This is a genomic window from Psychrobacter vallis, from assembly GCF_904846715.1.
Taxonomy (GTDB): Bacteria; Pseudomonadota; Gammaproteobacteria; order Pseudomonadales; family Moraxellaceae; genus Psychrobacter; species Psychrobacter vallis.
In genome coordinates this window covers 41,114-67,440 of the sequence record NZ_CAJHBU010000015.1, presented here as the reverse complement: position 1 = coordinate 67,440, position 26,327 = coordinate 41,114, and the positions used below count along the sequence as shown (strand labels likewise).

At 43.8% G+C, this 26,327-nt stretch carries 25 protein-coding genes; 11 read left to right on the top strand and 14 right to left on the bottom strand.

Annotated features, from left to right (window positions below; all coding sequences use genetic code 11):
- The first annotated feature begins 39 nt into the window (after positions 1–39).
- Genes oppC through oppF form a run of 3 tightly spaced genes read left to right on the top strand, consistent with a single transcriptional unit; the run spans position 40 to position 3,090 of the window.
- Complete coding sequence (gene oppC, locus JMY02_RS10085; RefSeq protein WP_087041773.1) at positions 40–945, top strand: oligopeptide ABC transporter permease OppC; 906 nt, start codon at positions 40–42, stop codon at positions 943–945.
- Between the two features lie 12 nt (positions 946–957).
- Positions 958–2,064, top strand: a complete 1,107-nt coding sequence (oppD, locus tag JMY02_RS10080; RefSeq protein WP_320157793.1) for an oligopeptide ABC transporter ATP-binding protein OppD — start codon at positions 958–960, stop codon at positions 2,062–2,064.
- 3 nt (positions 2,065–2,067) lie between these two features.
- Entirely contained in the window at positions 2,068–3,090 is a 1,023-nt protein-coding gene (oppF, locus tag JMY02_RS10075; RefSeq protein WP_201597736.1) for a murein tripeptide/oligopeptide ABC transporter ATP binding protein OppF, read from the top strand.
- A gap of 145 nt (positions 3,091–3,235) precedes the next feature.
- Here oppF and JMY02_RS10070 read toward each other — a convergent pair whose 3' ends face one another.
- Together JMY02_RS10070 and JMY02_RS10065 are read right to left on the bottom strand one after the other, a co-directional pair.
- On the bottom strand, positions 3,236–3,490 hold the full coding sequence (locus JMY02_RS10070; RefSeq protein ID WP_201597735.1) for a DUF2798 domain-containing protein: 255 nt from the start codon (positions 3,488–3,490) through the stop codon (positions 3,236–3,238).
- A 145-nt stretch (positions 3,491–3,635) separates the two neighbouring features.
- Positions 3,636–5,138 (bottom strand): right-handed parallel beta-helix repeat-containing protein, encoded by a 1,503-nt coding sequence (locus JMY02_RS10065; RefSeq protein ID WP_201597734.1) that lies wholly within the window; start codon positions 5,136–5,138, stop codon positions 3,636–3,638.
- Positions 5,139–5,316: 178 nt separating this feature from the next.
- On the opposite strand from JMY02_RS10065, the gene JMY02_RS10060 reads away from it, so the two are divergent.
- Together JMY02_RS10060 and JMY02_RS10055 are read left to right on the top strand one after the other, a co-directional pair.
- The gene (locus JMY02_RS10060; protein WP_201597732.1) at positions 5,317–6,027 is read left to right on the top strand and encodes an aspartate/glutamate racemase family protein; all 711 of its coding nucleotides are present in this window, start codon (positions 5,317–5,319) and stop codon (positions 6,025–6,027) included.
- Between the two features lie 80 nt (positions 6,028–6,107).
- Complete coding sequence (locus tag JMY02_RS10055; RefSeq protein ID WP_201597730.1) at positions 6,108–7,061, top strand: alpha/beta fold hydrolase; 954 nt, start codon at positions 6,108–6,110, stop codon at positions 7,059–7,061.
- A 1-nt stretch (position 7,062) separates the two neighbouring features.
- Here JMY02_RS10055 and JMY02_RS10050 read toward each other — a convergent pair whose 3' ends face one another.
- Entirely contained in the window at positions 7,063–8,109 is a 1,047-nt protein-coding gene (locus JMY02_RS10050) for an NAD(P)H-dependent flavin oxidoreductase (protein ID WP_201597728.1), read from the bottom strand.
- A 257-nt stretch (positions 8,110–8,366) separates the two neighbouring features.
- On the opposite strand from JMY02_RS10050, the gene JMY02_RS10045 reads away from it, so the two are divergent.
- Positions 8,367–9,338, top strand: coding sequence for a GTP pyrophosphokinase (locus JMY02_RS10045; RefSeq protein WP_201597726.1), 972 nt, complete (start codon positions 8,367–8,369; stop codon positions 9,336–9,338).
- A 463-nt stretch (positions 9,339–9,801) separates the two neighbouring features.
- Here the strand turns inward: JMY02_RS10045 and JMY02_RS10040 are convergent, their stop codons facing one another.
- From JMY02_RS10040 to JMY02_RS10015, 6 genes are all read right to left on the bottom strand, one after another.
- Positions 9,802–10,179: a DsrE family protein gene (locus tag JMY02_RS10040; protein ID WP_201597724.1), complete on the bottom strand. Its 378-nt coding sequence runs from the start codon at positions 10,177–10,179 to the stop codon at positions 9,802–9,804.
- 182 nt (positions 10,180–10,361) lie between these two features.
- Positions 10,362–10,904 (bottom strand): acyl-CoA thioesterase, encoded by a 543-nt coding sequence (locus JMY02_RS10035; RefSeq protein WP_201597717.1) that lies wholly within the window; start codon positions 10,902–10,904, stop codon positions 10,362–10,364.
- 51 nt (positions 10,905–10,955) lie between these two features.
- Positions 10,956–11,978: a YheT family hydrolase gene (locus JMY02_RS10030; RefSeq protein ID WP_201597715.1), complete on the bottom strand. Its 1,023-nt coding sequence runs from the start codon at positions 11,976–11,978 to the stop codon at positions 10,956–10,958.
- A gap of 143 nt (positions 11,979–12,121) precedes the next feature.
- A complete protein-coding gene (locus JMY02_RS10025) occupies positions 12,122–13,165 on the bottom strand; it encodes a YheT family hydrolase (protein WP_201597713.1) in 1,044 nt (347 codons plus the stop codon).
- Positions 13,166–13,237: 72 nt separating this feature from the next.
- Positions 13,238–13,813 carry a hypothetical protein gene (locus JMY02_RS10020; protein WP_201597711.1) on the bottom strand — a complete coding sequence of 192 codons (576 nt, stop codon included), beginning with the start codon at positions 13,811–13,813 and terminating at the stop codon, positions 13,238–13,240.
- A gap of 358 nt (positions 13,814–14,171) precedes the next feature.
- A complete protein-coding gene (locus tag JMY02_RS10015) occupies positions 14,172–14,768 on the bottom strand; it encodes a YigZ family protein (protein ID WP_201597709.1) in 597 nt (198 codons plus the stop codon).
- 197 nt (positions 14,769–14,965) lie between these two features.
- Between JMY02_RS10015 and JMY02_RS10010 the strand changes: the two genes are divergently transcribed.
- Positions 14,966–15,670, top strand: coding sequence for a pseudouridine synthase (locus tag JMY02_RS10010; RefSeq protein ID WP_201597707.1), 705 nt, complete (start codon positions 14,966–14,968; stop codon positions 15,668–15,670).
- Positions 15,671–16,278: 608 nt separating this feature from the next.
- Complete coding sequence (locus JMY02_RS10005) at positions 16,279–17,343, top strand: disulfide isomerase DsbC N-terminal domain-containing protein (RefSeq protein ID WP_201597705.1); 1,065 nt, start codon at positions 16,279–16,281, stop codon at positions 17,341–17,343.
- Between the two features lie 131 nt (positions 17,344–17,474).
- On the opposite strand, the gene JMY02_RS10000 is transcribed toward JMY02_RS10005, so the two are convergent.
- Positions 17,475–18,125, bottom strand: a complete 651-nt coding sequence (locus tag JMY02_RS10000) for a DUF2939 domain-containing protein (protein WP_201597703.1) — start codon at positions 18,123–18,125, stop codon at positions 17,475–17,477.
- Positions 18,126–18,549: 424 nt separating this feature from the next.
- Between JMY02_RS10000 and dnaJ the strand changes: the two genes are divergently transcribed.
- From dnaJ to JMY02_RS09985, 3 genes are all read left to right on the top strand, one after another.
- Positions 18,550–19,686 (top strand): molecular chaperone DnaJ, encoded by a 1,137-nt coding sequence (gene dnaJ, locus JMY02_RS09995; protein WP_201597701.1) that lies wholly within the window; start codon positions 18,550–18,552, stop codon positions 19,684–19,686.
- A gap of 336 nt (positions 19,687–20,022) precedes the next feature.
- Positions 20,023–20,853 (top strand): 4-hydroxy-tetrahydrodipicolinate reductase, encoded by an 831-nt coding sequence (gene dapB / locus JMY02_RS09990; RefSeq protein WP_201597699.1) that lies wholly within the window; start codon positions 20,023–20,025, stop codon positions 20,851–20,853.
- A gap of 80 nt (positions 20,854–20,933) precedes the next feature.
- Positions 20,934–21,860: a hypothetical protein gene (locus JMY02_RS09985; protein WP_201597697.1), complete on the top strand. Its 927-nt coding sequence runs from the start codon at positions 20,934–20,936 to the stop codon at positions 21,858–21,860.
- Between the two features lie 139 nt (positions 21,861–21,999).
- Here the strand turns inward: JMY02_RS09985 and JMY02_RS09980 are convergent, their stop codons facing one another.
- From JMY02_RS09980 to mpl, 4 genes are all read right to left on the bottom strand, one after another.
- Positions 22,000–23,175, bottom strand: coding sequence for a type III PLP-dependent enzyme (locus tag JMY02_RS09980; RefSeq protein WP_201597755.1), 1,176 nt, complete (start codon positions 23,173–23,175; stop codon positions 22,000–22,002).
- A gap of 168 nt (positions 23,176–23,343) precedes the next feature.
- On the bottom strand, positions 23,344–23,898 hold the full coding sequence (gene def, locus JMY02_RS09975; RefSeq protein WP_201597695.1) for a peptide deformylase: 555 nt from the start codon (positions 23,896–23,898) through the stop codon (positions 23,344–23,346).
- A 203-nt stretch (positions 23,899–24,101) separates the two neighbouring features.
- A complete protein-coding gene (locus tag JMY02_RS09970) occupies positions 24,102–24,356 on the bottom strand; it encodes a GlsB/YeaQ/YmgE family stress response membrane protein (protein ID WP_131656477.1) in 255 nt (84 codons plus the stop codon).
- A 363-nt stretch (positions 24,357–24,719) separates the two neighbouring features.
- The gene (gene mpl, locus JMY02_RS09965) at positions 24,720–26,219 is read right to left on the bottom strand and encodes a UDP-N-acetylmuramate:L-alanyl-gamma-D-glutamyl-meso-diaminopimelate ligase (RefSeq protein ID WP_201597693.1); all 1,500 of its coding nucleotides are present in this window, start codon (positions 26,217–26,219) and stop codon (positions 24,720–24,722) included.
- Positions 26,220–26,327 lie beyond the last annotated feature (108 nt).

Genomic DNA, 26,327 nt, shown 5'->3' with positions numbered 1-26,327 from the left:
GTTGAATTATTATTTAAGTAGATTATTACAAGGACAACTATGAGCCTTATTGTAGACCAGCCCACCGACATCATCCTGTCGCCAGCGAAAGAGATTAAAGGTCGCAGTCTTTGGCAAGATGCATGGCGACGTTTTTATCAAAACAAGGCAGCCGTTGCCAGCTTTTTTATCCTATTACTGATAGGCGCTTTCGTCCTATTTGTTCCTCTGTTTGCTCCTTTTGGTTATGCGGAGACTGATTGGAACTTTATGCAAGCCGCGCCTTCTATCGAAAATAAGCATTACTTTGGTACCGACTCACTCGGCCGTGATCTGTTGGTTCGTACCGCCGTTGGTGGTCGTATCTCCTTGATGGTTGGGATCGCTGGGGCAACCGTTGCCGTGCTTTTCGGTACTGTCTATGGCGCGACGTCAGGGTATCTTGGCGGCAAAGTCGATATGATTATGATGCGGTTTTTAGAGATATTAAGTGCCTTTCCGTTTATGTTTTTTGTGATTTTGTTGGTCACGATATTTGGTCGCAACCTGATCTTAATCTTTGTCGCTATTGGACTGGTGTCTTGGTTGGATGTCGCTCGTATTGTCCGTGGTCAGACGCTCAGTCTTAAGAGCAAAGAGTTTATCGAAGCGGCTCATGTGGGCGGTGTCTCAGGTTTTAATATTATCCTACGTCATATTGTTCCTAATGTGCTTGGCGTGGTCGTTATCTATGCCTCACTACTGGTGCCGACGATGATTTTATTTGAATCGTTTTTGAGCTTTTTGGGACTGGGTGTGCAAGAACCAATGACCAGCTGGGGTGCGCTACTGCAAGAAGGCTCACGCACCATGCAAGTAGCGCCTTGGCAGATTTTGATTCCGTCGGCTTTTTTGGTCATTACTTTATTTTGCTTTAACTTTATTGGCGACGGTCTACGCGATGCGTTTGACCCTAAAGACCGCTAGGAGAGTGACATCGTGGTAACTAAAAATTTCAGTAACAGTACTAGTGACAGTCTTAATGATGATGTCAATGAGCGCTCCAATGACAGTCTCATCATACCTCCAAGTAGTTTGTTGGAAGTGAAAGATTTATCCGTGCAGTTTAAAACTGAGGATGGTCTGGTGACCGCGGTTAATGGCTTAAATTTTGATCTGCATGAGGGTGAGACATTAGGCATCGTTGGCGAATCAGGATCAGGTAAGTCGCAGACTGCCTTTGCCATTATGGGACTGCTGGCAAAAAACGGTCATGCCAAAGGCTCGGTACGCTTTCAAGGTAAGGAGCTATTAGGTTTATCGCAAAAGGCGCTGAATAAAATCCGCGCTGAAGAAGTGGCGATGATCTTCCAAGATCCAATGACCTCACTCAATCCCTATATGAAGATAGGAAATCAGCTCGCTGAAGTATTGACCTTACATAAAGGTATGAGTAAAAAGGAGGCTTGGGCAGAGTCGATACGCATGCTAGATGCGGTCAAAATTCCAGAGGCCAAAAACCGTATTGGTATGTATCCGCATGAGTTCTCAGGCGGTATGCGCCAGCGGGTTATGATTGCGATGGCATTACTGTGTCGTCCCAAGCTATTGATTGCTGATGAGCCTACCACCGCACTTGATGTGACGGTTCAGGCACAGATCATGGTGCTACTGAATGAGCTAAAACGCGATTTTGGGACGACGATTATTATGATTACCCATGATCTAGGCGTGGTGGCTGGTATCTGTGATCGCGTCCTAGTCATGTATGCGGGTCGTACGATGGCATATGGCGAGACCGAGGAGATTTTTTATACCCCAAGTCATCCCTATACTATCGGACTACTAAAAGCCATTCCGCGTCTCGACAATGAGATGGGCAAGCTTGAAACGATCCCTGGTAGCCCACCAAATTTATTGGACTTGCCTGCAGGCTGTCCTTTTTATGAGCGTTGTTCTCATGCGATGGATATCTGCCGTGATATACCGCCGCCACTTGAGTTTTTGCCGCACGATCGCCAGCGCGCGTGTCACTGGCACCCTGAAACAGCAATTGACACTTCGGCAGATATCGATGCCAATAATGATTCAGGGATAGAGGGCTAGGTTATGAATACACAGAATTTATATAGCAGTGACAGCAGTAAAAAAATACCGCTATTGCAAGTGCGCGATATTCATACCACCTTCAATATCAAACGAAAAGGCGGGTACTTTTGGCAAAAGCCTGCGACGTTAAAAGCGGTCAATGGCGTCTCGTTTGAGATATTTGCTGGCGAGACTTTGGGCGTGGTGGGCGAGTCAGGCTGCGGTAAATCAACTTTAGCTCGTACGATCGTTGGCTTGATAGAGGCTGATTCTGGTAGCATCATGTTCAATGATGAAGAGCTGGTGGGCGCGTCCAAAAAAAGCATGAGAATGAAGCGAAAAGACATTCAAATGATTTTTCAAGATCCGCTAGCTTCTCTTAATCCACGTATGACAGTGGGAGATATTATTGCCGAACCACTACGTACTTACTATCCAAAAATGAAAAAGACGGAGGTACAAAGCAAAGTACGCGAGATAATGACAAAGGTGGGGCTGCTATCCAATCAAATTAACCGATATCCGCATGAGTTTTCGGGCGGTCAGTGTCAGCGCATCGGCATTGCCCGAGCTTTGATTTTAAAACCTAAAATCATTATCTGTGATGAGCCAGTCTCTGCACTTGACGTCTCCATTCAGGCGCAAGTCATCAATCTATTACAAGACGTTCAAGAAGAGATGGGACTGGCGCTTATCTTCATTGCCCATGACCTGTCTGTGATTAAGCATATTGCTGATCGGGTTCTGGTCATGTATTTGGGTAACGCCGCTGAGCTTGGGGTCAACAAAGCCGTATATGACAATCCGACCCATCCTTATACCCAAGCCTTGATGTCTGCTGTGCCCATACCTGACCCGATTGCGGAGCGCAATAAAGTCATTCAGTTATTAGAAGGCGATTTGCCAAGCCCCATCAATCCGCCCTCAGGATGCGTGTTTCGGACTCGCTGCCCACTCGCGGATGACGAATGTGCTCAGATCAAACCGGTGCTAGAAGGTAACGTCAATCATCAAGTGGCTTGTCTAAAGAATAAGGTAGCGTAGTAAGGCTGGCGTTGGGATAAGACTGTTAGTCGCTTATAAGCAGGTGATTGTATTTAGCAATACCCTTACTCGTAAAAATACCAAAGATGATTAAAAATCGTCTTTGGTATTTTTACGAGTGAGGGTATGTATTTTGATAATAGCGTTAATAAAACTCAATGCGACTCAGCACGTGCTCTTGAATTAAATAAGCACAAATATAAGCGCTCGGCCAAGCAAACATAAATGCTAAGCCCCATGAGTGTATCAGCGTCATAAAAAACCCATCATGAATCCCTGTTTTAACGATGATCAATGCTGCTGAGATAATAAGTGACATCATCATCGCCATGAGACCAGTAAAAATAAGCCGATAATACTTGCGGCGTGTGCGAATTCTGAGGGTAGGTGTTGTAGTCATAGTTTGGTTCAGTCATAAAAAATAGCAGTATTAAAACTAGGCTCAAATACTTATTCGAGCCTAGTTTGCAGTTATAACGATCTGGTAGATAAGACCGTTGCGCTGAGCTTTGGTGGTTCATTAGGGCAGATTAAACCGTCGGACGCTATTTGCATTGTAGCAACACCACACAGTTTTCAAAAGCAGTACTACTATTAAAATCTTTGTTGCCGAGTACCCATATTAAGGATAAATTGCTGTTCTCATTATTTAGAGGATTAGGGAGGTAACGGTTATTTTGAAAGCTGACTTCGCCGCGATCAATCTGATTGGCAACGACCATATAGCGTGAGGGCGAGCTGGTAAATGTATTATTCTTAACACTTAATTTTTGAATATTAAATTGCAGTAGTAGCTGGCCACCTTGTTGTTTACCAAGGTCATTATTGGTGACCGTATTATTAATAAGGGTGATTTGTCTGACGCCGCCACGTTGCTCATCATAACCACCCACTGCAATACCGGCATAGCTGCTATCAGTGACCGTATTGCCCTCTACCCAGACCTCTTCTGTTAATCTTTGGAAATTTTCACTGGCGACTTCGATACCGATATCATTGCCAGTCACGGTATTATTCTGAATAAATACTTGCTTACCACCATCGACATAAATACCACCAGCTGAAGGATCATCGCCTTTGTAGGCAGGGTTGATAACGATGCTATTGCGCGTGACTGTATTGCCGATGATATCGCCGCGTCTGGCGTAGTCGTTAGCGGTCTCTGCTGTGCCCTCAAAACCAATGACGTCGATACCAATATTATTGTTATTATTGACTTGGTTATGGTTCACTTCAAAGTTAGTCACATCACCATTTAGGACTATTGCTTCACTACGACCTAGAGTGAGGTTTTCTACTCGATTATTATTAATCTGAATATCCTTAATAGGCTGAGTACCGTAAACCGCGATGCCATGCGCATTAGCATTATCGTTGTCGACACGCGTGCCTAGATCATGAATATAATTGTTCTCGATGAGGATATTATGACTATTGCCAGTCACATAAATCGCAATGGGTGTAATCTGATCGTTATTGGTCCAAAAATTAGTAAATTCTAGACCGCGAATGATCACATACGCTTGGTTTTCGATATGAATCAGATGTTCATCATCAGTGCTTGGCGTTCCTGTAATGACCACTTTTGCTTTTGGCATCGCCTCAAAAATAATAGGCTGCGCCAGTGTGCCAGAGTTTTCAATATATATAGGCCCTTTATAAGTACCCGCGGCAATGTGTACCGTTGTGCCAGCGGTGGCGAGATCCGCCGCTCTTTGTAGCGTCAGTACTGGCGAGTTCGCACTACCTGATGCATTATCGCTGCCCGTTGTCGCCACATAGATATGTTTACGCGTACGGTCATCTAGCGTTAAATCATCAAGGGCTGAGCTACGATCATAAAATGCTTGGTTACTAGATATCGGGATGTTTGGTGTTACGGACGTGGCTGGTTCAGTAGTGGTAGGAGGCGTTGAAGCGCTTGAATCTGTATCTGAGTCGCCACCACCGCAAGCAGGCAATAGAACTATTACTGATGCAAGTAGACCAATCGGTAATAGCGTCGATAAATGAATCTTTGAATACAGCGTTGACTGAATCGTATTCATAGCACTTCCTTGTAGGGTGACGGGTATAGACTATTAGTGAACAAAAGAGTGGGTAATACAGGAGAAATTTTGATAGAGCAGTTATCAGAATTATCTTAAAAATAATCCATATGATATAACTGTTTTTGCTACGATTGGATGATTTTTTACAATTGCTTGTCTCTAATAAGGAAAGAAAATGGCAAACCAAAAGCAGCGAACACTGGGTATTATCGGTGGTATGAGTTGGGAGAGCACCGAGAGCTACTATCGCATCATTAATGAAGGTATCAAAGCTGAATTGGGTGGATTACATTCCGCAGATTTATTGATCCATAGCGTCGATTTTGGCCCTATCAATACGCTACAAGAAACGGGTGAATGGGAAGAGTTGGGCGCGATGATGGCGAGTAGTGGCACGCGCTTGCAAGCGGCTGGCGCGCAAGGGCTCATAATCGCCTCTAACACCATGCACAAATTATTCGACGATGTAGAGGCAGCGACTGATCTGCCCATTATTCATATTGCAGATGCTACCATTGACGCCATCAAAAAACAAAATCTCAGCAAAATAGCGTTATTAGGTACACAGTTTACGATGACCCAAGACTTCTATAAGCAGCGTCTGATCGATGCAGGCTTGCAAGTACTGATACCCGCTGAGGACGAGCGTGCCGAAGTACACCGTATCATCAAAAAAGAGCTGTGCGTCGGTCAGTTCAAAGACAGCTCACGTCAGTATTATGTCGATGTCATTAGAACACTTGCCGAGCAAGGCGCTGAGGGTGTGATACTGGGCTGTACGGAGATTGGCTTGCTTATTAGTCAGGTAGATAGCCCCATTCCTGTCTTTGATACTACCGACATTCATGCAAAAGCGGCTGTGGCGTTCTTATTAAGTCAAGATTAATGCCTTATTATCCGCTATAGTTTCATGGGGAATGACCCATTGCGATAAGCCTGTTGTCTATGATGAATAAGGAGATTTTGATGACCCTATTGCGCGCAAGTATCACAGCATTGCTCTTGGTTGCGGTCGTAGCCTGCACCACCGCACCCAACACGCTTGCGGTAAATACGACTCAAAAACTTGTACAGTATGAGCGAAATAAAGCAAACCTTGAAAAAAAGGTACTCACATTGGCCTCTGGCGATACCATGACCTATCTAGAGGGCGGTAACTTAAACGGCGAGCCTTTACTATTGATCCATGGATTTGGTGCAAATAAAGACAACTTTACCCGTATTGGCAAAGAGCTGGGCGATTACCATTTAATCATTCCAGACTTGCTAGGTTTTGGTGAGTCAAGTAAACCGTTGCAGGCTGACTATCGCGCGGATGCTCAGGCGCAGCGCTTACATGAGCTATTGCAAGCAAAAGGCGCCGCTTCAAACATCCACGTGGGCGGTAACTCAATGGGCGGCGGTATCAGTGTCGCCTATGCTGCTATGTATCCTGATAGTGTTAAAAGCTTGTGGTTACTCGACAGTGGTGGCTTTTGGTCAGCAGGATTTCCAAAAGAAAGATTTGGCGATGGCGGTATAGAGAATAGCCCGCTGTTGATCCAGAACACGGAGGATTATTTTGCTTTGTATAATCTTGTGATGTACAAGCCGCCTTATATTCCCAAAACCGTACAGGCCGTCTTTGCTCAGACCAACATCGCCAACCGAGGTTTGCATGCCAAGATTCTGCAACAGATCACCGAGGATAATGTAGAAATGCGTGCCAAAATCATCGCGCAGTACAATATTCCCACGCTCGTCGTCTGGGGCGCTGAGGACAAAATCATCAAGCCTGAAACAGCGGTCGTGATGAAAAAGTTAATGCCGCAAGCAAAGGTAATTACCATGTCTAAAGTTGGGCACATACCGATGATAGAGGCGGCAGATCAGACGGCAAAAGATTATAAAGCGTTTCGTGCAGCGCTTAAAAATCAGTAACTCACAAGTCTTTTATTAATCGCGTCAGTAAGGTGTCTGTACTTTCGTTTCTGATCAAAGATACACCTTGTCCTACCCATAGCGACAGATGCTCGGCGTCCAAACGCTTGGTCGCATCAGCCCGAATAAATTTAGTCATGGCATTGAGTTGCGGGTAGGGCGGCAGCGCATCTGCGCTCTCAAATTGAGCAAAGTTACGCAGATAATCGTTTAATAAACCACGCGCAAGCTTACCCGAAAACAATCTGGTCAAGCGCGTCTCGCTACTGCGTAACCCTTGACTGGCATCAATAAGTGCCTGTTTATAAGTGTCATTAATACCGCACTCATCCGTGGTCAAAAACGCCGTCCCCATTTGCGCAAGTTCAGCACCCGCTGCTTGTACCGCCCTGATGTCCTGTCCCGTCATAATGCCACCAGCGGCAATCAAAGGAATATCGGTGCAAGCGCGTGTTTGGCTAATGAGGGTCAACAATCCCAATGGATCGGTTTCACTTTGTGGCAACCAGCCACCGCGATGGCCGCCCGCTTCTATGCCTTGTACACAGACAGCATCTGCACCAATCTCGCTCCATGCTTTCGCTTCAAGTGGATGATTGGCTGTACCGATGACGCGCGTGCCAACACTTTGCAGGTGCTGAACTTGCTCGGCACTGATAATACCAAAGGTAAAACTAGCAACAGGTACAGGGTTGTCATAGAGCATTTGTAGCTGGTTTTCGAAGTTTTGCGCGGGGTGTTCAGGCAACTCGGCGACTATGCCGTGATCTTCATAATATTGACTCAACCAAGTCGGCATGGCGGTATCAAAGGTGCTCGACTCGTGCTCAGATAACACCATCAGGTTGACCATAAACGGTCGGTCAGTCAGGGCTTTAATCGTATTAATTTGGCTATCCAATACGTTTGGCGCGGTCATGCCAGCACCCAATGAACCCAGTCCACCAAAGTTACTGACGCTCGCAATCAACTCAGGAGTGGTGGCACCGCCCGCCATTGGCGCTTGGATGATCGGATAGGTAAGGTTAAGGGTATTAAGTAAGCTCATGATTGGCTCCTTTTTATTAGGATATTTGCATGACTTACTGTAACAGAGCAGGGTAAGGAGCGTAGAAGATAGTGTTTATTTAGTTGCTGAATAGTGCAGAGGGTTTTGACTATGAAGTTGTAGTTAAAATATTTGACTATGAATTTGTAGTTAAAACATGCATCAAAATCTGTAATTATAAATTAGTGTGTTCGAGTATTTATAATGTAAGATACAATTATCGACTTTCCGTAACAATCTATCTAATGAGCTACAAAATGAATTCAATACTGAAAGAATATGATAGTTCAAAAAACGTATTAGATAACTTTGATAAAACTCTTCTTAGTCTAATAAGCTCGTTACTTGAGCAAAAAAATATCAGAGTACATCAGGTGCAGACTAGAGTTAAAGATAGAGGTAGTCTTGAAAATAAAATCATAAGAAAAAGTGAAAAATACAAGGATTTAAACGATATTACCGATATAGTTGGTGTACGTATTATTACCTATTTCGATGATGAAATAGATCAAATTGCAACTATGATTGAAGAAGAATTTGTTATAGATCAGGATAATTCTGTAGATAAGCGGAAAATAGACAGTGATAAATTTGGTTACAGAAGTCTACACTACGTTGCCAATTTAAAAAAAGATAGAACGAACTTACCAGAATATTCTAGCTATAAAGAACAGAAATTTGAATTTCAAGTTAGGACAATATTACAGCATTCATGGGCTGAAATTGAACATGATTTAGGCTACAAAGGCGAGTTTGAAATTCCGACTACTGCAAAACGTACTTTTTATAGGGTTGCAGCTCTTCTCGAACAAGCAGATATCGAGTTTGTGAAATTAAAATCAACTATAGCGCAGTATGAAAAGAATTTGAGTCAAGATATTAAAGCCAATCCTAGTCAAATTGAAATAAATAAGGCCTCGTTAATATCCTTTATGAGTGAGAATGATAAGGTGATTAATTTTGAAAACAGTGTATTTATTGGCGAATATGATTTGATTATCACAGAGTCCGATGTTGAAAGCTCGGCTTACGATCAGCTAATAAATAGAATTAAAAGCTTAGGTATTGAAAATATAAAGCAATTAGAAGAATTCTATTTGGAGCATGAAAAATCGCTTAGGGACAGTATCAAATCTATTTTCTTACTAGGAAAAAATACTATCAGACGAGGTGACTCTGTATTAATACTAATAAACTATACACTTCCTAAGCTTACAGTTCAGAAGTAGTATGATAAAAATACTAATATCCTTTCAAGTGCGAAGCTTTTGTCAAAGTTGTTCTACTAATTATTAGAAATTGTAAATATACTCTGCTTCAGCCGAATAGTTAGTTTTAGATATTTCGAAAACTGACTTGCTATTCAAAAAATAGGTCAGCCCTTAAATTATCAAAAAATAATCAAGGAAACTGACCTACTTTTAAGATTCTGCTTTTATAACCTCAACTTTCTAGTAGCTGTAGGGTGCGCCCCGCGCACTAGAAGTTTAATCAATTTCTTACCCTAAAACTTTTAATTTTTATTAAAGTCATAGTATGTATTATCTATTTCTTTAGATCAAAAGAAATAATAGTAAAGCAAACAATCGGTGCGCGGGGCGCACCCTACTTTTGCTGATAACTGATAACCCTTTTTTAAGATATTTAAGAAAACTGAACCATTCTTATAACTCTGCTCTTTAACTTTTATGATTAATTCAACTGCAACGATCCTTTCGCGTTCATCAGCAGCTCAACCACATCATCACCGCTAATCACCTCAAAGCGCTTGTCGATGGCAGACTCTTCTACGCCATTGTGCTTCATACACGCGCCGCAGACCAATACTTGTCCGCCTTTTTCGATAAAGGCTTCTAACAATTTACCAGCAGGTTCAAATGGCGCGCCAATATCGACATTAGCTAGCGCATTCGGCAGTGCTAAATGTACCGCATCTACCATTAAAATCACAGTAGCAGAATGACCTTTTTTAAGCGCCACGCCAGCCATGGTAAAGGCTAGGGTGATTTTGCTTGGGTTTGATTCACTGTTATCAAATAACGTACCGACATAATCTGTCGTGTTAGCCATATTATTCTCCTTATAAGACTATATTTAGTTGAGTCGAATATGATACTCACTAATATACTAACATTTATTATATATATTTATATAATGACTTGTTATGAAATAGTAGCTATAAGGTTACTTGCTTGTGGCGCGTCTTGAATGAGTGCAAGTCAGTAATGCTTTTAAGCTAAGCGGTTTGATTATCACTCCGTTGGCGGCCACGGACGATCAGCATCACTTACAATCCATTCTGCCACATAGCCAGTTAGCGGTAGTTTCCAATCAGATTGACCTAACGCCGTCAGCACACGTGACGTGTCGATGACTCTGCCGCCTTCGGTGACGCCAGTACGTAGTAGGGCAGAAGAGCACGGCTTACCCTTGACCCACATCGACTGCTCGATATACATCCAGCGCGCATCGATACCGACGATTTTAGTCTTTAGCGTGACTTTTTCAAAGGCACGAATACGCTTGCGGTATTGGATGGTACTGCCAGCGACGACCAACCCCCAACGCTGTTTTAATAGCTGTTTGCCAAGCCCCGTACGTACCGCAAAGTCCATACGTCCCAAATCATATAGCGTAAACACGCGACCATTATTCATCTCCAAGAAATTATCGATATCCGTCAGGCGGCAGCGAAACTTAATTTCACTGGTCTCTTTTAGCGTTAAGGTATTGCCCTTTTTTACTTGCAGCGCGGCGTGAGCGATGGTGCTGGCATAGCGGATAAATGGATACATAGTCGGTCTCTAAATGAAAAAGTAGGGCAGAGGCGAAGGGGGATAAATAACTTATGCAGAGGCCGCTGAGTCATCATCGGTCTTGGTTGCTTCTACAAAAAAACGCATCGCCGTACTCGGTAGCCAACCCAAATCAAATTTACGATTGCGGTAATTGATAAACCCAATATGACCGCCATGCTTGGTATCAATCAAAGTCACATGCTCAGACACGTCGCCACGTGTGGCCGTCGCGCCCAAAAACGGATCATCCTTGGCACTGATGATCAAGGTCGGCTTGGTAATGTGAATCAGATGCGGTAAGGCTGATGCTTGATAGTAATAGTCGTTTTTGGAGCGAAAGCCATGACGCGGCGCGGTGAAAATATCGTCGAACTCGCTGATGCGGTTGGTGGCCTTAATAGCTTTGATTTCATCTTCGGTCAAGTTGTTTTTGATGGCTTTGCTGACAATGGGGTTTAGCAGGTAAGGCGTATAAATACGTCGACCCAAAAACCGCTCCATCGCCTGTGAGGATGAGATCAGATCGACAGGAGCGGACGCTACCACAGCAGCTTGACAAAGCGCCGCCTCACCGTATTCACTCATGTATTTTGCTAGGGCATTGCCGCCTAAAGACACGCCAATACTATAGACCGTTTGGTATTGCTTGTTTAAATATTGCAGTGCGTGTTCAACTTCAATGGTATCGCCCGCTTGATAGAACACTTGCCCTTTGACAGGGACACCGCCGCAGCTGCGAAAATGTACCACCACAAAGTGCCAGCCATTGTGCTGTACGGCATGAGCGAGCGTACGCGCATAGTGGCTGTCGCTACTGCCTTCCATACCGTGGAATAAGACGACTAGGGGCTTTTGGTGTTTTTCCTCAGCCGTCTGCGTCTCGTCAGCATCATAAAAGTCATAAGCAATCTCACTCTCATCGAGTGAGTCTTTGAGCAGTTCGCGCCGATACTCAGGGGCTTTCGCCGCAATAAATCTCGGCAAAATCGTTTGTAGATGCGCATTGGTCAGCCAAAATGGCGGCTTAAAAGGGGCGGGAGAGAAATCTTTGGTCGGTTTCAAAGTGGACATAGCGGGATCTTATTTAATTATCGTTAAAAAGCAATGCCTTATCATAACGTCAGCAATGGTGAAAGCCAACGGTTTTCAGTGAACGCTTGGTTACTCAAATAACGACTACTCAAATAACGAATATTCAAAAAACCCTCTTATGCCTATCTTTTACGTGATTCGACACCAATCCAATTGAAGTACGCACTAACCGTTTCAGGTATCCAATTGATATCAAATCTTGATTTTTTATAAAGATGAGGTGATTTGTCTTTATCAGAGCGATAACGCAAATAACCAATGTGACCACCGTGAGCCGTATCGAGAATGGTGACGCTGTCAGAGACATCATTTGGCGTGGCGGTAAAACCGATAAACGGATCGTCTTTGGCGCTAATGAGCAATAAAGGCTTTGTCACTTTTATCAAATAGGGAAGGGCTGATGAGGCTTGATAGTAGTGATTGTTAGAGCGGTAGCCGTGACGCGGCGCGGTAAAGATATCATCAAAGTCACTGATACGATTGACGGCTTTGATCGAGTCGATCTCATCTTGAGTAATGTCATTGGCTAAGGCTTTTTTGATAATCGGATTGAGCAGGTACGGCGTATAAATTCGATGGCTTAAAAAGTTGTGCATGGTAATGGCCGCCGATGACATATCAACAGGTGCAGAAATCACCACTGCGCCAGCGCATAACGCCTTATCCGCATATTCACCCATATATTTTGCCAGCGCATTGCCGCCAAGTGACACCCCAACTGCATAAATATTGGTGTATTGCTGACTTAAATTTTGTAGCGCATGATGTACTTCATCAGTATCACCCGCATTATAAAAAACTCTACCATTAGCAGGAATGCCGCCACAACTGCGAAAGTGCGCCACGACGAAGTGCCAGCCTTGCGCATGCATCTGATACGCTAAAGCACGGGCATAGTGGCTATCGCTACTGCCTTCCATTCCATGAAACAATACGATAAGGGGCGTTTGTTCCCGTTCACCATTGGCTGCTGTTTCTACTGGATGCGCATCATAAAAATCATAAGCGATATCGCTTTCTTCCAAAGAGTCTTTTTCGACCACACGGCGATAAGTGGGTGCTTTGGGCGCAAAAAACTTGGGCAAAATACTTTGTAGATGCGGATTGGTTAGCCAAAATGGCGGTTTAAAAGGCGTGGGGGAGAAAGGTTTGGTTGAGGTTGACATATTTTGGTCTTATTTAATTTAATCAGTCGGTTTATTTATGACGCAAGTAGATAGTTCTTAACGGCATATAACTTAATCAAACTTAATAGGTACCAAATAAGTTTGGCCATTTTTGTTTTTTGCAAATTGCTCTAAAAGAACATAACATTTTTCACGGTTTGAACTACCAGTTATACGATAGTCAGTATTGGCTCTAGGTATAAACTCCCCTTTTACACTACAATTTGTTTGCGTCGAACCATTATTGCCGCCCATGTTGTATTTAATTTGGATTTGTTCATTAGAATTAATATATCTTTCAACTACATTATAGTGTTCTTTTTCAATGGATTTAGGTTTTGGCATACCTAAGTCCATTGAACTGATTTTCTGTTTATCTTGTTTATTAAATAGTGGATTGGCAAATCTAGTCGCAATTACGCCCTCGGTTTGGCCACTAATTTTCGTATTTTTAGTGTCAGGTGACCCTATAAACATGCCAGAATAATCATTAATGACAAACTGAACCCTAGTTGAACTTTTTTCAGGTAGTTCAGCAACATTGAGTGTGCCACCCACAAAACCATTCAGTAAGCTTTTTGAGGTTTGGCAGCCTGACAAACTAATGACAGAAAGAATGGTTACGCCTAATAAATGTGATGACTTCATAACTTAATCCTAATGTTTAATTCACAGATTTTAAAAAGTTCATTGACACGGTTAGCATCTAGCTAGAGTCAAACCTATTGTCTTTAAACGGCCTAAAGCTAATTTGCTCGCCGTGCTTTGTCTGGAATGGTACTACACTGTCTAATACATCGCCAGATAGTGGAAGGATACCAATAAAGGATCACCCAAAACCGTGATGATTAAAATAGGCTTAGTAATACCATGCAAATGCTGTAGGGCAGAGACTTTAATATATTAGATTACGCTCACAGCACATCTTGTTAGCAACATGATACCGACTACGTAAAACAAAACCTAGAGAATTAGTGTTCAAATAATGACACGCCTTAATCAACATTTAATGCTGATCTAATACCCGCCCAGCCATCGCCAGCCGCTCTTTTAAGCCCTCGATATCTGCCTCAGCCAGCGTCACGGTCAGAGTCACTTGCTTACTATAAGCAACATCATCAATCTTGCCATTTAGACTCTCGACCACATAGCGGCACTGTGCTTCGGTCGCAAACTCCGCCAGTATCTGTACCTGTGTCATCGGTACATAAGGACTTAACGTCATTTCATCGACGGCCGCTTGCGCCGAGCCAGCATAGGCACGAGTGAGACCTCCAGCACCTAATTTGATACCGCCAAAATAACGCACCACGACGATAATGACATTGCCGATAGATTTGTGCTGCAAGACATTCAATATCGGCTTGCCTGCCGTCCCGTTTGGCTCACCGTCATCGTCAAAGCCAGCACTGGTGGTATTATTGGGATCGCCAATGATGTATGCCCAGCAATGATGGCGCGCATCGGCATACTGTTCGCGTAGTTGTTCCACGTGAAACATAGCGTCTTCCCGTGACGCCACGGGATAAGCATAAGCAATGAAATCGGATTTTTTGATTGCTAAGCGCGCGGTGACAGCACGTTTTAACGTTTGATAGCTCATATTTCTTCAGGTCTAGGTTGGATATGGTAAACTGGTCCCACTTTCACTGCCTGCCGTATTTGGCGCAGTGTTCATTTTATTTTTTATTATAGTACCACTTCTCATCTGCAAATATAGCGAACAAGATATGTGCGAGTGCTTGCGACGTTAGACTTTGCAGTAGAGTCGGTATCATAAAACGGATGGTAATAAATAGTATGCGTCTAGATAAATTTATTAGTAAAGCCACTGAGCTGTCGCGCAAAGAATCGAAAAAGATTATGCACGCGGGCGAAGTGACAGTGAACGATCAAGTCATCAAAGATCCCGGCCTACATGTCGATATCGTCAACGATGAGGTGATGTGGGCAGGCGAGCCATTATCGGTTGCGACGGGCAATCGTTATATCTTGCTGCATAAGCCGGAAGGGTTCGAATGTACGTTAAAGGCCAAAGAATACCCCATCGTTACCGAGCTGATAGCCGTACCAGAGCTCGGTAGCTTGCGTATTGCAGGGCGACTCGATGTCGACACCACTGGCGCGCTCCTCATCAGCGATGATGGCGGCTGGCTACACCGTGTCACCAGTCCCAAGCATGAGCATGCCAAAGTCTATGAGCTGACCTTAGCCGATGCAATGGACAGCGATGCCCAAGCAAATGCGGTCAAAGAAGTGGCTGAAGGGATTTTATTAGAAGGCGATCATGAAGAAACCAAGCCCGCGATACTTGAATTCATCGATGACACCCATGCCCGTCTAACTTTGGAGCAAGGTAAGTATCATCAAGTAAAACGCATGATGGGTTACTTTGGTAATAGAGTGACTGAGCTGCATCGCGCCAGTATTGGTCATATCAACTTGGATGGTTTGGATAAAGGCGACAGTCGCTTTTTGACGGCCGATGAAGTCGCCAAGTTTTAAGGCTGCCAATATTTAAATAAGACAGTGTTCAAAATGTCTTAAAGAACTGTCTCAAAACGATCAGCAGCGCCCTTTTAGGGCGCTGCTTTTTATTGCCGAGTATTTCTACTATAGTCAGTTCACGATAAACTCAATACAGTGCCGCTAGAATAATATTTTTGTAGCCTCTGTCTGCGAAGGCACAGCAAGCAAGAAAATATTATTCTAGCAGAACATTAGGGCGTGTCCTCATTTTGAAAATGGTTATAAAAATGAGGTAAATTGAAGCCAAACAAGGAAAATAGTGCTGATAATATCGGGATATTAACCAGCTATTTGACGCAGTTTGGCGAATATTTAGCCATTTTTAACCCATTTAGTCGCTATCGTTCAGATTGAGGACACGCCCTAATAATGGTCGCACCTCTTTCATTTAGAATTAACTATATGGCTATTATTTCTACGGACTATCTGTGTTGCCTGTCTCTTAAAGCTGCGTGGCGATTTTGCAAAGTTGTGCCTTTATTATTCTGCAATATTCAGTCTCATGCTACAGTCTGTTTGTCTTTTTACTCTACATATTTACATAATATTTTTGTTGATATTACAAACCAGATAGGACTGTCTCTGTGAAACTACCCATATTAAAGCCTGCCAGCCTGATCGGCATTTTGCTATTGGCAACCACCGCCTGTGCACAGCCCAATGCTACTGATGCGACGCAAAAAACAATCGGTCAAGCTAGCAAAAGCCCGCAAACCGCTGACACGATAAGCCAGTCTGTTGACCAGCGGTTGCGCCAAGTTTTAGAACAAGCCGGCATAAAAACGCAAATCACCTCTATTGTGCCCTCAAACTTGCCCAATATGTATCAAGTCAGCTTGGCAGGGCAGTTGCCTTTGCACATCACTGCCGACGGAAAATATGTCATTCAAGGGGAGCTACAAAAGAACCCAAGCAAGCGTGTCGTGACTGAAACGCTGCCACGCAGTAACAGCGAGCAAGTAGGTAAGCCAGTCAGTGCGACGGTCAAATCAGCTATGCTGGCCAACATGGGCGCGCTCAAAAACATGAGTACCAAAACACCGTTCTTTTATACCGCCGTACCGGGTGTTATTTGGGGAGCCACCTTAGAAGGTGTACCTTTCTTGCTATCGGACGATGCCCAGTACATCACCGATGGTGAGATATCCGTGATCGAAAATGGTCAGTTTATGGGTCTCGATACAAACTTTGAAAAACGCAAAAACCAGTCTGTATTGGCGACGTTAGATGAGCAGCAACTGATTAATTACCCAGCAACCACTACAGAGATGGCAGTTATTTACGTGGCTGACGATGTGAACTGTACTTATTGTCGTCGCTTGCACCAACAACTACCCATGCTCAATGCAAAAGGTGTGACGGTAAAAGTGATTGGCTATCCGATATATGAGCAGTCACCCGCGCAAATGCGTGGTATTTGGTGTCAAGCCGATACAAGCAGTCGTCGCCAAGCGTTTGACAAAGCCATGTTGCAAGGAGAGATGACGCCCGCACCTGCCAGCTGTAATGTTGACCGTGTCACGCCTAATCGCGAAAAAGCCGCTGGTCTGGCAGTGATGGCGACACCAGCTATCTATCGTGAAGATGGCGTGCTATATCAAGCAAGTTTTGAGAGTCCTGAATTTTTAGAGTTCTTGGGAGTCGAGTAGTCTTATTAACGCATATCAGCATTATTAGATTCAGTAACCAAAAAACCGCTTTATGAACATGGCTCATAAAGCGGTTTTTTATTCAGGTTGATAAAGATTGATAGCAAGGCTTTTACTATTAAAAGCAGATGTTAAGGCAGCACAATATTCACGATTTTCCAGTTAATCAGACCGTCACGCTGCATCTCTATAGTGATAGGATAACCCTTAACTTGACCACTGATATTGAAGCAGTTGATACCGCAATAGCTCAGCTTTGGTTTGTCGCTATCGGTGCCTTGCGCCGCCTGTTGTTCGAGTTCCGCTGCTTGCTTTTGCATGATTTGCTGCATTTGACTTTGCACCACAGCATTCACATCGCCGCGCTGGATGATTAAATTTTGAATCAAGTTTTTTAAGTCAACTTGATTACTGGCGATTGCCCATGCGGCGGCCAACTCTTTGGTTGCTGTATTGGCTTGACCTTGTGTATCGATGACTTTTTCGATGTTTTGTGGCGTAATCGCTCCATCGACTGCCTGTGTTATAAAGCTATTAGCCGCTTGCGTCAATGGCTCGCCGCCCAGTTCAGCGACCAATGGGTACTGAGCCATCGTTGCTGTAAACTGAGTGGTCAATTGGTTTTGGATACTGGGCCTGACTTGGTCATAGTCAATAGCCGCTGCGATAGTAGCGCCATCTTTGGCCTCATAAGCATTTTTGAGCTGATAAGCGCTGTAATAAGGCGAGCCTGCATAGACGGTCACGGCAATGACAATCAATAAAACAATCAGCTTTTTCATAAAAATCGATACCTTATTGCAAACTGAATAACTGTGAATATAAATAGTAATGAAAATATTGGAATACGGCGATAAATATTAGCATGATGGACAATTATTAAGGTATGAAAACCTTTGTCTCTTCCTTAATAAAACCTTTTTTATGCGTACATAACATCGCTTGATTGCCACTTTACCTACCTCGGCGCTTGATAAATCCCTATGCCATCTCCATAAATAGCGCAAACTTTTAATAATTGATTTGGCTAAGCAGCATCCCGCCGTATTCGCTAGTCAGACTTATACAGTCATCTTCTCTTTTTACTTATCATTCGCTTATGTTTCATGTGAAACTTTTGATGGCGATGGCAATAGTATTAAGAGCGTGGTTGACTGGATGTATAAATCGACTGGCCGGTGGACTGTAAAGACGATAGGAGAGCCCATGAGTAAGCGCGATTTTTACGAAGTATTAGGTGTCAGTAAGACCGCTGACAGCAAAGAGATTAAGCGAGCTTACCGCAAGCTGGCGATGAAATACCATCCAGACCGTAACTCTGATGACCCTGATGCTGAAGATAAATTTAAAGAAGCGTCGATGGCTTATGAGGTATTGAGTGATGAAGACAAACGCTCAGCCTATGACCGTATGGGTCACTCTGCCTTTGAAAATGGCATGGGTGGTGGTGGTTTTGGCGGTGCAGGCGGCGGCAACTTCCAAGATATCTTTGGCGATATTTTTGGTAACTTTGGTGATATTTTTGGTCAATCGCGCGGTGGCGGTGGTGGACGTTCGCGCCGTGGTTCAGACCTCCGTTATGTGATTGAACTAACTTTAGAAGAAGCGGTTCGTGGCTGCAAAAAAGAAATCAGCTTTACGGCTCCTGCGCCTTGTGACACTTGTGATGGTAAAGGTGCAAAAAACGCCTCTGATGTTGTGACGTGTCAGATGTGTCATGGTCAAGGCCAAGTGCGTATGCAACAAGGCTTTTTTGCTGTGCAGCAAGCGTGTCCGCAGTGCGGCGGCACTGGTAAACAAATCAAAAACCCTTGTCCTGACTGCCACGGTCATGGCGTTAAAGACAAGTCACGTACCTTAGAAGTGTCTATCCCAGCGGGTGTCGATGATGGTGATCGCGTTCGCTTGGCGGGTGAAGGTGAAGCGGGCGGTGCTGGTGTACAAAACGGTGATTTGTACGTTGAAGTACGGGTCAAAACGCACAATGTTTTCACGCGCCAAGGTGCTGATCTTTATATGGATGTGCCGGTTAGCATTACGGACGCCGCTCTTGGTAAAGAAGTTGAAATTCCAACGCTAGATGGTAAAGTAAAAATCAAAGTAGCGGAAGGCACGCAAAGCGGCAAGTTGCTACGTGTGCGCGGCAAAGGCGTGACGCCAGTACGTACGACGATGAAAGGCGATTTGATCTGCCGTGTCGTTATCGAGACGCCAGTGAACCTAACTCGCGAGCAAAAAGACCTGTTACGTCAGTTCCAAGATACTTTGGATGGTGATAGTAAGCATCAACAGTCGCCTCATAAAAAATCATTCTTCAAAAAGATTGGTGACTTATTTGATTAGGCGTAAGCGTTAATAAAAGCGTACTCTTAATCATATCTAGCCCAACAGTTTCACGTGAAACTGTTGGGCTTTTTATTGGCTGGATAAAAAACCATTCATAGGTGGATATTTGCTAAACTTACGCTAAACGATATCCAAAAATAACTATAGTCGATACTAGATAAAACTGATACACGACATTATAACGAGGGACTGGCAAAAATTTTTCTGGCTTGCTGTGCCTACGCCGACAGAGGCTGCGAAACTTCTCGTTTAAAGATAAGCACACCAGTCCCTCTATATCGTTTTTATACTAAACTAAATATACATCAACTATAAAGCACTTAGGACAAAAATATGAGTCAGCAAGTAAGTAAAAAAATTATCAATGTCGGGGTTATCGGTGCAGGCGGACGCATGGGTCGTATGCTCATTGAAGCGGTCAAAGCCAATCCGCAAACGACGCTCAATGCCGCCATTGAACGTCAAGGATCAAGCCTCGTCGGTGCGGATGCTGGCGAAGTTGCCGCCATCGGACGTTTAGATGTACAAATCGTTGACGAGCTAGAAGCTGTGATTAATGACATCGATGTACTGATTGACTTTAGCTTGCCTGATGCCACTGAGCAAAATATGCAAATTTGCGCTGCAAACAATGTCGCGATGGTTATTGGTACGACAGGTTTTAATGAGCAGCAAGAGCAAGTATTGGCAAAAGCTAGCGAGAAAATAGCAATTGTCTATGCCGGTAACTATTCAACAGGCGTTAATCTGTCATTAAAGTTGCTCGGCATGGCTGCCAAAGCTTTTGGGGCGGAGGCAGATGTAGAAGTCATCGAAGCCCATCACAAACATAAAATCGATGCACCATCAGGCACAGCGTATATGATGGCAGAAGCCGTCGCAGAAGCACGTGGACAGAATCTAAAAGACGTTGCCGTTTATGGCCGTGAAGGACAGACGGGTGAGCGTGAAGCGGGAACCATTGGCATTCATGCGATTCGTGGCGGTGAAATCATTGGCGATCATACCGTCATGTTTATCGCGGATGGTGAAGTGGTTGAGATTACTCATCGAGCACGAGCACGTATGACGTTTGCTGCGGGTGCCGTACGCGCGGCGACTTGGGTGATTGAGCAGCCAACGGGACAGTATAATATGCAAGATGTGCTGGGTTTAAACGATTAAGATTCGAATAGTTAAGGGTTATTGTTAGGAGCGGTGTGGTATGAATTGTTGATAGAGCAGAATTACTTTAGGAGTCGAGTATGGATAAGCTTGTAGATAATTTAATAGTAAGATATCGTCATGCGATGGCTATTATCAAAAGTCAGCACTATGCCTACCAAACAGCGTTTGCCCTAAGCCTCACAATTTTGCCAGTAACGGTGCAAGCGGTTACCTATCAGAATAGCCAGCAGCGCAGTTATGACACCTACGTCATTCATACCTATGGCGGTGATTCATTATTACCGGCTGTGCGCCAGCAACTGAATAACAGTCGTGATGGCGGTACGGTCACTACTTATCAAGATAAGTTAGTCCTATACACAACAGCTGCCAATTATCAAGCAGTGCAGCAGTTATTGACTCAGATTGACCGTCAACCACAAGCGCTAACGGTCGCGGTACGTGTCGGCAATAATAGCAGCGCTCAAGGCAATATCCAGCAAGGGCAGCTCATTATTACCAACCGTGGTATCCAAGGATCAGGAGTCATCAATCAGCGCAGCAGTCAGCAGCAAGGCAGTAGCTTGTATCAAGTTCAAACCTTATCTGGCAGTGCGGCAAGTATTGGTACAAGTACATTGTGGTCATTGGCTCAAAGCTATTATCCCATCACCTCAACATATTCTCGCCCGATAGCACAAATCGTCATTCAGCAGCAGGTATTACTACCAACGACTCAAGGTATTAGCGTGACCCCAAGATTACTACCGAACGGTCAAATCGAAGTGACATTATCACAAGTTGAAGAGAGATTGGTGCGATCCAATTCGTCCTACAATCGACAAAGTATCAGCAATAACCGCATTCAAGGTCAAAGCCTCAATAGCACCATTATTATTCCACGTGGACAGTGGGTGACCATTGGACAAATCTCCCAAAATAGCCAAAACCAACGCTCAAATTATGGTAATTATAATGCCAGTAATAGTACTAACAGCACACCAATTTGGATAATGGTGCAGTAGCATTACATTGATATATAGTTGAAAAACTTTAAAAAGGTTACCGTTTTGCTGGTATGAATTTTTGGCATAAAAAAGCGCGGCACTGTGATTAATATGTGATCAACAGTGCCGCGCTTTTTGAATAATAGGCTATTGCAAATTAGTCAACGTAGATCACTTCTAATGGCGGGAAACCATTGAACTCAACCGACGAATAAGAGTTGGTATAAGCGCCAGTGGTGAGCCAATATATCTTATCACCAATCTCCAGCTCTTCTGGCAACTGATAACCTGCTTCTTCGTACATGATGTCTGTTGAATCACAGGTTGGACCTGCCAATACCACTGTACCTTCGCTGGTAGACGTTTCCATCTTCGGTGTATAAACAGGATATTTGATGGCTTCACCCAAAGTCTCAATTAAGCCTTGGAACAATCCCACATCGGTATATACCCAGCGCGTCAAATCCGTATTTGATTTACGAGAAATCAAGACCACATCACTGACTAGCACGCCTGAACCGCCGACCAATGAGCGCCCTGGCTCAAGAATAATCTCAGGCATGTCTTCGGCATTATAATCATCGGTCAAGTAACGGTTGATCTCTTCTGCATAGACTTTTATGGGGTTGACTTCACTGATATAGTTGGCTGGAAAACCGCCACCCAAATTAATCATTTGCAGTTTAATGCCTTCTTCGTTCTTCATCCAGTCAAACATGTATTTGACCTTGGCCAACGCATCATCCCACGCTGCGACATCTTTTTGCTGACTGCCGACATGGAACGAGATGCCATAAGGCACCAAACCTAACGCTCGCGCTTGAATCAATAACTCAATCGCCATGTCAGGGTGACAACCAAATTTGCGAGACAGTGGCCATTCTGCTGTTTCTGATCCTTGAACTAAGATACGTACAAATATTTTTGAACCTGGGGCGTGCTCAGCAATATTTTTTAAATCGGCTGCTGAGTCGGTTGCATACAAGTCAACGCCTTGATCAAAGGCATATTTGACATGTTCGGCTTTTTTGATGGTGTTGCCATATGAGATGCGTGAAGCCTCTACGCCGCAATCAAGCACGCGATCAAGCTCGTAAATCGATGCGCAGTCAAAGTTTGAACCAAGATCCGCCAATAGATGAATCACTTCGACCGCAGGACTGGCCTTCATTGCATAATGAATTTTGGCATTAGGGAAAAAACCGACCATTTCATGAAACTTTGTTTTGATGCGGTTAAGGTCTACCACCAAGAGTGGCGTTTCACGACCTTCAGCGGCTTTGGTGAATTTCTGCCAACCGGCAGGGTCAAAATATTGGTCGATTTTGATCATGGTCATGGTAGAAAACCTTTAATGGAAAAAATATATAGTAGAGAATCAATAGTGTTATAGCGTTATTGTAGCGTCACATCATTACCCTAGTGAGTCATACAGTGATAAACAGGTAGCTTATTCAACGGTTGGCTTAGAAGGTAAATCAGTAGAACAAGAATCAGTGAATCAGGAGTTGGTCAGCTGTGGTTGCTTATCCGCTGCTTGTTCGCCTTGTTTTTCACGTATTTTGATGATTTTTCGTACTTTGTCACGAGCGCGTGTTTGTTTCAAACGTGATAGATAATCGACGAATATCACACCATTTAAGTGATCCATTTCGTGTTGAATGCACACTGCTAGTAAGCCTTCAACGATTTCATCGATTTTTTCACCATTCTCATCCAAGGCTTCAATACGTACTTTGTTAGGACGCTCAACCTTATCATAGACATCAGGCACCGACAAACACCCTTCTTCGTACGGTTGTTTTTCTTCTACTAGTGGAGTTACCTTTGGATTAATAAACACCCGAGGGTTGTTTTTATCTTCAGATAAATCCATGACGATGAGTTGGATGTGTTGATCAACTTGGCTGGCAGCCAGACCAATACCTTGGGCATCATACATGGTCTCAATCATATCAGCGATTAAGGTTTTGATTTCAGCAGTCACTTCCTTGACAGGCTTTGCAAGGGTGCGCAAACGCGGGTCTGGATAATTTAGGATAGGGAGTAATGCCATAACGCTCACCTCAATGATAAGGACAAAATAGGGTTGATATTATAAGATAAATGGGGACAAAAGTAATGCTTATCAATACTTTCTCCTCTATATCACGCTTTATGATTCAAAAAAACGAAGATGACGAATTTTGGCAGAACCATAAAAAAAGCCCTGCTACTCGCAAGGCTTTCTGTTATCAGTTAGCTAAGACATCGCAAAAATTATACGCGACGTTTGCTCACGATCATCTCATATAAGAAGAGCAATATGATTGCACCAATGACTGAGAATATCAGACCAGTAAAGCCACCATCAGCATCGATACCGATGAGTCCAGCGATAAAACCACCAAGCAAAGCACCGACAATACCCAACACGATGGTCATGATCCAGCCCATAGGGTCACTGCCGGGCTTGATAGCACGTGCCAATAAACCAGCGACTAGACCTACGATAATCATCCAAATAAAGCTCATTTTATTCTCCTAATTTTATTGTGATTCATAATAATTTGCTAATCTTGATAAATACATTGTATGCACTGCATAGGAGTAAAGGTAAGCACAAAATGTTACCAGTGTATGAGCTATGTGAGAAAAACCATCGATTTGCTAATATGCAGGTAGGATAAGTAAATGAAAGGTTACAAAGGTAGCAACAGTTACAAAGCCACTAGTGTAATAAGTTATTTGTGTTTGTATCGGCTTGAGATCGGAGCATGTTGAAACTAATGACAGATATCTGAAGACAAAAAAGCGTGGCTTGTCTATAACAAAGCCACGCTCTCATCTACAATAAGAAAGTTACGTTCTGATTGAAAATATGGTTTAGATCCGTTTTTATTGATGGTTGACGGTATTACGTTGTAGTGCTACTAATAAGCGCTGATGAATACCTTCAAAGCCGCCATTAGACATAATCACAATGGCATCACCTGCATGTGCCTGTGTGCAGACATGCTCGATAATCGCATCGACACTCGACATGACTTGCTGGTTACCGATATTACTATTTGCGGCATTGGCTTGTTCGATGACTTCTTTTAGACCCCATTCTAGAACAGTAGGCTCGTACCATAGCGTATAATCCGCGAGGGCGGCAGACTCAGCTAGGCTGTCTTGGTGAATGCCCATTTTCATGGTATTACTACGTGGTTCAATGATCGCCCAAATGCGTCTGCCCGCCAGTTTCTTTTTGGCCCCATCTAGAGTCGTCATAATGGCAGTCGGATGATGAGCAAAATCATCAAATACTAAAATATCATGTACATTACCGATCAGCTCCATTCGACGTTTTATACCAGCGAAAGCGGATAGCGCTGCACAAGCCGTAGCGACACTGACCCCAACATTATAAGCTGCTGCTACCGCAACCAAGGCATTATTGACGTTATGAGTGCCACTCATCGACCAATCTACAACGGCCGACTCCTCTTTATCAGCAAACACGACTTTGAACTGACCGCCATCTTGACTGATTAGTTCAGCCTGCCAGTCGCTAGGATTGGTTGGATTTTCATTCTGTGTGCTAACGTTGGTCACAGCCGAATCGACAACGGCTGTCCGCCAAATGGGCGTCCAAACCCCTTTTGCCAAGGTATCTTCTAAACTGATGGTCGCGGCTGGCATGATGATTTTGCCCGTACTGGGAATCATACGTACCATGTGATGAAACTGGGTCTGAATCGCGTCGAGATCTGCAAAAATATCAGCGTGATCAAATTCGAGGTTGTTTAAGATAGCGGTACGCGGACGGTAGTGAACGAACTTTGAGCGTTTATCAAAAAATGCAGAGTCGTACTCATCCGCTTCAATGACAAAATAACCAGACGTTGAGCTGTCGGCACTATTTTTTTCTGCGCCTAAATAACTGCTGTGTGCAAAGACTTGCTGAAGATGCTCATCAGTAGTATCCACCAATGGGACACCACCAATCAAAAATCCCGTATCGATACCCGCATAATGCAGTATCCAAGCCAGCATGGTTGTTGTCGTCGTTTTACCGTGAGTGCCGGCTACAGCTATGACATGCCGCGATTGTAGGACTTGCTCAGACAGAAACTGTGGCCCTGAGGTATAGCGTAGGCCAGTATCTAGCATGTATTCGATGACGTCCATGCCACGCTTCATCGCATTGCCAACGACAACCAAATCTGGTGCTGGCTGCAAATGCGATACCAGATAACCTTCTTCGATAGTGACACCGGCATTCTCAAGTTGGGTAGACATGGGTGGATAAACATTGGCATCAGAACCTGTGACCGTATGCCCAAGCGCCCGCGCCAGTAATGCCAGCGAGCCCATAAAAGTACCACAAATACCAAGAATATGAATATGCATAGACGTTCCGTACGAGCTTCAATTAAAAGAATAAAAAATATTATGATGTGTAATTGGTACAATTTTTTTGCTTGTTGTATCTTCGCAGACAGAGGCGACAAAAAATTT